Source organism: Mesorhizobium sp. M7A.F.Ca.US.005.03.2.1 (genome assembly GCF_003997795.1).
In the GTDB taxonomy this organism is placed as follows: Bacteria; Pseudomonadota; Alphaproteobacteria; order Rhizobiales; family Rhizobiaceae; genus Mesorhizobium; species Mesorhizobium ciceri.
Genome location: NZ_RZRP01000181.1, coordinates 1 through 8,835, shown reverse-complemented (window position 1 = coordinate 8,835; position 8,835 = coordinate 1). Strand labels below are relative to the sequence as shown.

The following is an 8,835-nucleotide window of genomic DNA, read 5'->3' as shown; positions in this document are numbered from 1 at the left end:
TGATAGTCCCATTGGTCGAGCAGCGAGCTGGAGACGCGACCCGGCAGCAGGCTGGGCTCGGCGGCGGTGCGGAAGATGACGCGGGCGCCGGCCGAAGCCGTGCGGGTGATTTCCGCCCACAGCGCGTTGAGCTGGTCGTCGGTCATCCAGTCCTGTGCATCGAGCAGGATGAAACGGTCGACGGAGCCTGCATCCTTGCCGGCGAGAAACTCGATCAGATTGGCATGGTGGATGGCGACGCGGTCGACATTGCCGCGGATGCTCTCGTAATTCTGCTTTTCGAGATAGGCGGGCAGGGCGGCCTCGCCGGGGTTCGGATAGCGGCGGGCAAAGGCCTGCCAGGCGAAGTAGTTATTCTCCAGCGGAAAATCGCAAGCGAGTTTTTCCAGCCGGGCTTTCAGCACGCTGGCCATGGTGCCGTCGCCAGAAGTGATCAGCGAATCGTACTGCGCCGGTGGAATGCCGAGGCCGAACAGTGAAGCCTTGCGCGACGTCGCCCATCTCAAAAGCTTGTTGTCGAAGACCGGCGCCAACTCCTCGTTGAAGAAGCGGCGCTGCTCGCCGATGTTCCTGGCCTGCATGATGCCGGCTGGGTCGACGCCGAAGAATTTTCCCGTGCGATGGCCCATGGCGATGAACAGGCCGAGCAGGCCGGTCTGGTAGAAATTGCGGTCGAAGACAGTGATCCTACGGCGCCCGCGCCAGTTGCGGCGCTCCCAGTAGTGACGGCTGACAGGATCGAGATGCGGCGCGATGAAACGGTCATACGCTTTCGAATTGTGGCTGGTGTCGGCGGCGCCGAAGAAGCGGAACAGGTCGCCCTGCGATGGCAAATGGCGCATCGCCTCCAGCTTCATGCGGTTCAGGGCGATGTGCGCGGTGTTGAGGTCGACGGCGTCGACCCGGGCCGGCGAGCGCGTGAGGTAGGCCAGGATGTTGCAGCCGCCGGAGGCGATGGTGACGACGCGGTGGCCCTGGCCGAGCTGCATCGCCTCCATGTCGACATCGGGGTCTTCCCAGATCTGCGGATAGACGAGGCCGGAAAACAGGAAGGCGAACAGCCGCTCCGAAATGCCGGCTTTCGACAGCGGGCGGTTCTGATAGACGGCCTTTCCAACTTCCTTGCCGCGGCGAAAAACCAGATCTGCGGAAACGTCCGTCATGGCAAAGTGATTCCCCATTTGCTTTGCCGCAAGCGGGTAGCGCTCGGCGATGACAGATGGATGACAGCAGCCGGCTAGCAGCCCGGGGGCGAGGTCATCGCCGGCCAAATCCCCCCGGCGTCGGCGTCGTCAGGATGACGGCGTCGCCGGCCTGCAACATGGTCTGGTCGCAGGCTTTCAGCAGGTCGATCGTGCCGTCCTTGCGGCGGATCTTGGTCGAGCCGACCTCGCCATCGCCGCCTCCGTCCAGCCCCTTGGGAGGACGGTTGCGGTGCGAGGACAGGATCGCGCATTCCATCTTTTCGAGGAAGCGGATGGTGCGTTTGGTGCCATCGCCGGCGCTCCATCTGCCGTTGCCGCCGGAATTTTCCCGAATGTGGAAATCCTCGAGCAGCACGGGAAAGCGCAGTTCCAGCACTTCGGGATCGGTGAGGCGCGAATTGGTCATGTGGGTGTGGACGCCGGAGGTGCCGGCAAAGCCGCGGCCGGAGTTCATCTGGCCGGCCGGCGAGCCGGAGCAGATCGTCTCGTAGTACTGGTACGTCTTGTTGCCGAAGGTCAGGTTGTTCATCGTGCCTTGGGCGTTGGCCATGGCGCCCATGGCGCCGAACAGCGCGTTGGTGACATGCTGCGAGGTCTCGACATTGCCGGCGACGACGGCGGCGGGGTAGGCGGGTTTCAGCATGCAGCCATCGGGAATGATGATGTTGATGGGCCGCAGGCACCCGGCATTCATCGGGATCATATCCTCGACCATGACGCGGAAGGCGTAGAGCACGGCGGCGCGGGCCACCGGCTCGGGCGCGTTGAAATTGTTCTTCATCACCGGCGAGGTGCCGGTGAAGTCTACCGTCGCCTCGCGCTTTTGCCGGTCGACCGTGATCTTCACCTTGATGATCTGGCCGGTGTCGGTCGGGTATTCGTACTCAGAACTATCCGGCAGCCGCTCTAGCACGCGGCGCACGCTTTCGGCGGCATTGTCCTGGACATGGCCCATATAGGCCTCGACGACATCGAGGCCGAAATGGGCGACCATCTTGCGCAGTTCGGCTACGCCCTTCTCGTTGGCGGCGATCTGCGCCTTGAGGTCGGCGATGTTCTGGTGCGGATTGCGGGCCGGATAGCGGTGATCGGTGAGCAGCGTTTCCAGCTCCTTCTCGCGGAAGCGGCCACGGTCGACGATGCGGAAATTGTCGAACAGCACGCCTTCCTCGTCGACCGTGGTGGCGAGCGGCGTCATCGAGCCGGGTGCCGTGCCGCCGATATCGGCGTGATGGCCGCGCGAGGCGGCCCAGAACAGGATTCTTTCCTTGGCATCATCGAAGACCGGCGTCACGACAGTGATGTCCGGCAGATGCGTGCCGCCATTGTAGGGTGCGTTGAGGGCAAAGACGTCGCCGGGGTGGATGTCGCCGGAATTCAGCCGGATGATGGTTTCGACCGAGCGGTCCATCGAGCCGAGATGTACCGGCATGTGCGGCGCATTGGCGACCAGCGCGCCGGTCCGGTCGAAGACGGCGCAGGAAAAATCCAGCCGTTCCTTGATGTTGACGGAATAGGCGGTGTTCTGCAGCGTGACGCCCATCTGCTCGGCGATCGACATGAAGAGGTTGTTGAAAACCTCCAGCATGACCGGATCGGCCTCGGTGCCGAGCGCTGCCTGCCGGCGCTTTTTCTCGACGCGGCGCAGGAGCACATGGTTCCTGGCGGTGATTTCGGCCAGCCAGCCCGGCTCGATGACGATTGTCTGGTTCGGCTCGATAATCAAGGCAGGTCCCGCAACCCTGTTTCCCGGCTTCAGCGCCTCGCGGCGGAAGATGGGTGAAGTGCGCCACTCTCCCTCGGTGAAGATTTCGCGGGTCTGTGAAGGGCTTACGGCAAGGTCTTCGGTTCGCGATTCAGTTTCGTCGCGCCCAGTGCCGCCGGTGTCGGTGCCTTCGACGCCGACGGTCTCGACGATCATCGGCTTGTCGTCATAGACGAAACCGAACTGCGCCTTGTGGGCGATTTCAAAATCGCGCCTGGCCTGGAAAATCGAATCCGCCTCGAAATTCACCGGCAGTGTCGTGTCGGTGCCGTCGTAGCGAATGTGCAGCACCGACTTCGTGGCGACCGTATCCTCGCCGATGCCTTGCGCCGCGAGTTCTGCGACAACGGCTTTCCTCAAGGTGGCAATGAGGTTGCCGATCTCCGTTCTGGACTCTTCGGCAAGCGGTTTCAGCAGCGCCTGCTGGCGCGAGGCAAAGACCGAGGACAGGCCGATGCCATAGGCCGACAGAAGACCTGAGAAGGGATGGATCAGCACCGCTTCCATGCCGAGCGCATCGGCGACCAGGCAAGCGTGCTGGCCGCCGGCGCCGCCAAAACAGTTCAAGAGATATTCGGTGACGTCGTAGCCGCGCTGCACGGAGATCTTCTTGATGGCATTGGCCATGTTTTCGACGGCGATAGTGACGAAGCCCTCGGCGACAGTCTCGGGCGACCGGCCATCGCCGATTTCGGCGGCGAGTGCGGCGAATTTTGCCCGTACCGTCTCGACGTCGAGCGGCTCGTCCTGGCCGGGTCCGAAAATGGCCGGGAAGAAATCGGGCTGCAGCTTGCCCAGCATCACATTGGCGTCGGTGACGGCGAGCGGGCCGCCGCGCCGGTAGGCTGCCGGGCCGGGATTGGCGCCAGCCGAATCCGGCCCGGCCCGGAAGCGGCCGGCCTCGTAGTGCAGGATCGAGCCGCCGCCGGCGGCGACGGTATGGATGCGCATCATCGGCGCGCGGATGCGCACGCCGGCGACCTCGGTGTCGAAGGCGCGCTCATATTCGCCGTCATAGTGAGCGACGTCGGTCGAGGTGCCGCCCATGTCGAAACCGATGACCTTGTCGAAGCCGGCGAGCCTGGCCGTCTCGACCATGCCGACGACACCGCCGGCTGGTCCTGACAGCAGTGCGTCCTTGCCCTGGAACATGTCGGCGGCGGTGAGACCGCCCGACGACATCATGAACATCAGGCGGGGGGATTGATCGCTCTCCCCCACAAGGGGGGAGCTTGGCGCCGCACCCAACTCTCCCGCCACCCTTTGCACATAGCGCGACAGGATCGGCGACAAATAGGCGTCGACCACCGCGGTGTCGCCGCGGCCGACCAGCTTGATCAGCGGCGAGACCTCATGGCTGACCGAGACCTGGCTGAAACCGAGTTTGCGGCAGACTTTCGCCACGGCCTTCTCGTGGTCGGGGTATTTCCAGGCGTGCATGAAGACGATGGCGACCGCATCGATGCCATCGGCCCTGGCCTGTTCGATCGCCGGCCGGCAGGCGGCGATATCGAGCAATTGTTCGACGCAGCCATCGGCGCGCACACGCTCGTTGATTTCGATGACGCGCTCGTAGAGTTGTTCGGGAAGGATGATCTCCTTGGCGAAGATGTCCGGGCGTGCCTGGTAGGCGATCTTCAGCGCATCGCGGAAGCCCTTGGTGATGAGCAAAAGCACGCGGTCGCCCTTGCGCTCCAGCAGCGCATTTGTGGCGACCGTGGTGCCCATCTTGATGTCGCCGATCAGGCCGCTCGGGATCGTGTCGCCGGCCGACAAGCCAAGAAGGTCGCGAATGCCCTGGATGGCGGCATCGTTATAGGCTTCGGGATTTTCGGAGAGAAGCTTGCGCGGGTGCAGCCCGCCTTCCGGATCTCGGCCGATGATATCGGTGAATGTGCCGCCGCGGTCGATCCAGAAATCCCATTTTTCGGTCATGACAGCCCCTGGCGCTCTTCTGTTCGATCGGTGTTTCGGCACATGCTGTTAGTTCGCTACGGCCTGGGCGGCAATCGCAAATGAACCAGACGATGTTACATGCGGAAACGCAACGTTACGAAACTCATGGCCGGCTGACGCATTTGTCCTTCGACCGCTCACGGCAACGTGAGCGTGTGTTGAAGGAGAGACAAATGAAAAAGCTCATTCTCGCGTCCGTTTCCGGTTTGGCTTTGCTTGGCGTCGCCGCCTGCAGTGACAGCGGTACGGACAACACCACCACCCAGAGCACCAACCCGCCGGCCGCCGAGGAACCGATGAAGCCGGCCACCCCGGAAGCCACGCCGCCGGCCGCGACGCCTCCGGCAACGGATAATTCGACCACGAAGAGCATCACACCCGAGAAGCCCGCCGAGCCGGCTCCGGCAACACCAGCTCCTGCGCCCGCGCAGTAGTGAGCAAGCAGTACTTCTTGTGATGAATGAGGAAGGCCGGCTCGCGCCGGCCTTTCTCATGTCGTCCGGGCGCCGTGGGCCAATCCCTCTCGCGCGCCGGATCGATTTGTCGCGCAAAGCCTGCGGCACTGTCCCGGCTTGATAGGAGGGAGCGGTGGCTCTAAGAAGCAGGCCATGTCGATTTGGGATCGCCTCGGCGAGTTCATCACCCGCGTTTCATCCTCAACCTCGTCGGGTGTCGCCGACGTTGTCGAGGCTGTGCGCACGGTTTTCTCCGGCGATGCGGATTTGCGCCGGCGTGTCGCCTTTTCGGTGGCGATGATCGCGCTGTCGGCCAAGATGGCCAAGGCCGATGGCATCGTCACCCAGGACGAGGTGCGCGCCTTCCAGGAGATATTCGAAGTGCCGCCGAAGGAGACGCGCAATGTGGCGCGGCTGTTCGATCTCGCCCAGCGCGACGTGGCCGGTTTCGAAACCTATGCCGAGCGGATGGCGCAGATGTGCGGTTCGGGGCATTCCAACTGCGTGATGCTTGAAGACATACTCGACGGTCTGTTCCATATCGCCAAGGCCGACGGGCTGGTGCACGAGCGCGAAGGCCATTTCCTGCACCGCATCGCCGAGATTTTCCGCATCGACGAAGTGCATTACGAAGCCATCATGGCCCGGCACGTCAATCTCGGCGCCGGGGATCCCTATGTCGTGCTGGGCATCGAGCGCGGCAAGCCGTTCGAAGAGGTCAGGAAACGCTATCGCAAGCTGGTTTCCGACAATCATCCGGATCGGCTGATTGCGCGCGGCCTGCCTCAGGAATTCATCAAGATCGCGACCACCAGGGTGGCGGCGATCAATGCCGCCTACGAGATGATCGAGCGGGGCCTGCGCCACGCATGAGCGGCTTTCTGCCCGACGAGCCACGTGCCGAAGTCAGGGTATCGCCGAATTTCGGCCCGCGGCGCGAGACACCCAGGCCCGACATGATCGTGCTGCACTACACCGGCATGGCGACCGGCGCCGGGGCCGAGGCCTGGCTTTGCGATCCGGCCAGCGAGGTCTCGTCGCATTATCTGGTCCACGAGAATGGCCATATCGTGCAGATGGTCAGGGAAAGCGACCGCGCCTGGCATGCCGGCAAGAGTTCGTGGTTCGGATGCGCCGACATCAATTCCTGTTCCGTCGGCATCGAGATCGTCAATCCGGGGCATTCGCTGGGCTATCCCGGTTTTCCCCGGCGGCAGATCGATGCCGTGATCGGGCTGTGCCGGGGGATCGCCGGTCGGCATTCGATCGCCGCCGAGCGGGTACTCGCGCATTCCGATGTTGCGCCGGGGCGCAAAATCGATCCCGGCGAGAAGTTTCCGTGGCGGACGCTATTCGAGGCCGGTGTCGGCCATCTCGTTACGGCCGCGCCCGTCAGGCGAGGCGCCACTCTGACAACCGGCGACACCGGCGGCGATGTCGAAGCGTTGCAGTCGATGCTGGCGCTCTACGGCTATGGCGTTGAAATATCCGGCGTTTTGGACCGGCAGACGGAGGCGGTGGTCGAAGCCTTCCAACGGCATTTCCGGCCGCGCAAGGTGGACGGCGTTGCCGACGGCTCGACGCTGCGGACGCTGCAAAGGCTGCTTGCTTCCGTGAAGCGCTAATCCCCGGGAGACCTCTCCCAAGCAATTCTTTCCAATCCTTAAGTTACAGGCTGTCACTCAAAGTGACTTGCCTGGCCTTGTTTGACACCAATTCGGGCGTCAAACGGCTGACGTGTAGATGTCGGACCCCAAGCCCCCCGGGTTGTTCCGACGTTGGTTAGGCGTTGCTGCGTGAACATCTTCGCGCGGTTCAGACAGAACAGGATCACATGCAGAAATTTACCGTTTTAACGGCAGCTCTTGCTGCCGGCGTAATGACTTTTGCCTTCAGTGCGGCGCATGCAGCGTCATTCAGCCCGCGGGCCGATCAAGGGTTTCCCGTGGTATCCGCAAAAAGCGGCAAGGCAGGCCACGACGCCAAGGCGACAAAGCAGGCATCCGCCAAAGCGGAGACGAAGCGGGCTTCCGCCAAAGCGGAAAAGGCAAGCTGGTCCAAAGCGAAGAAGTCCATCGCCAAAAGGCAGACGAAGCGCGGCCGCAAGACCGTCGACATGACGAGAACGGCATCGATCGGCCTCAGGAACGCGGCGGAGTCGACGGCCGCGGTGGCGAGCAGCGGCCAGTATTCCGCAATCGTTGCCCGCTATGCGGCGATCGAAGGCGTGCCGGTGTCGCTCGCCTCGGCGGTCATCAAGATCGAGAGCAACTACCGGCCCAACATCGTCGGCAGCGCCGGCGAGATCGGCCTGATGCAGATCAAGCCGGCCACGGCTCGGATGATGGGCTATAGCGGCTCCGCCAAGGGCCTGTTCGATCCCGACACCAACATCAAATACGGCATGAAATACCTTGCCATGGCACGGAGCCTCGGTGGCGGCACGACCTGCGGCACCATTCTGAAATACAATGCCGGACACGCCGCAACGCGGATGAACCCCGTGTCGGCAGCCTATTGCGGCAAGGTCAAGGTGCAGATGGCTGCGCTTGGATCGCCCGCATAAGTCAGCTTTTTCGTTTGCGTTTTCGGGCGTGAACCCCTTTATACGCTCTGCCAGCTGGCTGGGCGGCCGCACCCGCAAACGCCGAAAGGTCGTGGGTGAGGAAAGTCCGGGCTCCATGGAAACACGGTGCCGGTTAATGGCCGGCGGGGGCGACCCCAGGGAAAGTGCCACAGAAAGCAAACCGCCACGATCCGGCTTGCCGGATTCGGGGCAAGGGTGAAAGGGTGGGGTAAGAGCCCACCGCGCGACTGGCAACAGGAGCGGCACGGTAAACCCCACCGGGAGCAAGACCGAATAGGGACGGTGCGAGGGGAAACCCTCGAGGGCTGTTTCCGGCTCACCGTCCGGGTAGGTTGCGTGAGGCGCATGGCAACATGCGCCCAAGATGAATGGCCGCCACGTTCTCGCCTCGCAAGGGACGAGGGCCATACAGAACCCGGCTTACAGGCCAGCTGGCAATTTCTCTCCCCCGATATCAAGAGAAATCTCTTGAAATCAGCAGGTTGCGCCCCTGGGGCGCGCCTGTTGATTCAAGCCTGTCCGGCCGTTCATCCGAGCCGGGAGCCGCTGATCCCGTCCAGCGACGTCTCGATCGCTTTCCAGAGCTCTTCCACCGGCTCGCAGCCGACCGACAGGCGGACGAAACCGGCGGAGACCGCATCGCCTCGCTTCAGGCGCCGCTCGGCGGAGGTGTGGACGCCGCCGAAGGATGTCGCGGCCTGCATCAGGGCACAATTGTTGATGAAGTCCTCGGCTTTGTCTTCCGAGGCGAGTTCGAACGAGATGAGAAAGCCGAAGCGCTCCATCTGGGCGCGGGCTAGGTTGTGCGAAGGGTCGCCTTCCAGCCCGGGATAACGCAGGCCACTGATTGCCTTGTGGCCCTGCAGC

At 63.2% G+C, this 8,835-nt stretch carries 7 protein-coding genes and 1 other RNA gene; 5 read left to right on the top strand and 3 right to left on the bottom strand.

Translation table 11 applies throughout. The annotated features are described in order from the left end of the window. The coding region (locus EN991_RS12805) for a DUF3419 family protein (protein WP_245460955.1) at positions 1-1,163 on the bottom strand (1,163 nt) is incomplete at its 3' end. 94 nt (positions 1,164-1,257) lie between these two features. Beyond that, entirely contained in the window at positions 1,258-4,905 is a 3,648-nt protein-coding gene (locus tag EN991_RS12800; protein ID WP_127368885.1) for a hydantoinase B/oxoprolinase family protein, read from the bottom strand. Between the two features lie 80 nt (positions 4,906-4,985). Here EN991_RS12800 and EN991_RS12795 point away from each other — a divergent pair, with 80 nt between their 5' ends. The 5 genes from EN991_RS12795 to rnpB all read left to right on the top strand — a co-directional run bounded on the left by EN991_RS12795 (position 4,986) and on the right by rnpB (position 8,407). Continuing rightward, on the top strand, positions 4,986-5,360 hold the full coding sequence (locus EN991_RS12795; protein WP_244514312.1) for a hypothetical protein: 375 nt from the start codon (positions 4,986-4,988) through the stop codon (positions 5,358-5,360). Between the two features lie 174 nt (positions 5,361-5,534). Beyond that, positions 5,535-6,254, top strand: coding sequence for a DnaJ family molecular chaperone (locus EN991_RS12790; RefSeq protein WP_027160641.1), 720 nt, complete (start codon positions 5,535-5,537; stop codon positions 6,252-6,254). Beyond that, positions 6,251-7,006 carry an N-acetylmuramoyl-L-alanine amidase gene (locus EN991_RS12785; RefSeq protein WP_127368884.1) on the top strand — a complete coding sequence of 252 codons (756 nt, stop codon included), beginning with the start codon at positions 6,251-6,253 and terminating at the stop codon, positions 7,004-7,006. The genes EN991_RS12790 and EN991_RS12785 overlap by 4 nt, the downstream gene beginning before the upstream one ends. 209 nt (positions 7,007-7,215) lie before the next feature. Next, entirely contained in the window at positions 7,216-7,947 is a 732-nt protein-coding gene (locus EN991_RS12780; RefSeq protein ID WP_127368883.1) for a transglycosylase SLT domain-containing protein, read from the top strand. Positions 7,948-7,997: 50 nt separating this feature from the next. Then, an RNA gene (gene rnpB / locus EN991_RS12775) (RNase P RNA component class A) lies at positions 7,998-8,407 on the top strand. Between the two features lie 88 nt (positions 8,408-8,495). Here the strand turns inward: rnpB and EN991_RS12770 are convergent. Further along, a partial coding sequence (locus EN991_RS12770; RefSeq protein ID WP_206519200.1) for a PLP-dependent transferase occupies positions 8,496-8,835 on the bottom strand: 340 nt, incomplete at its 5' end.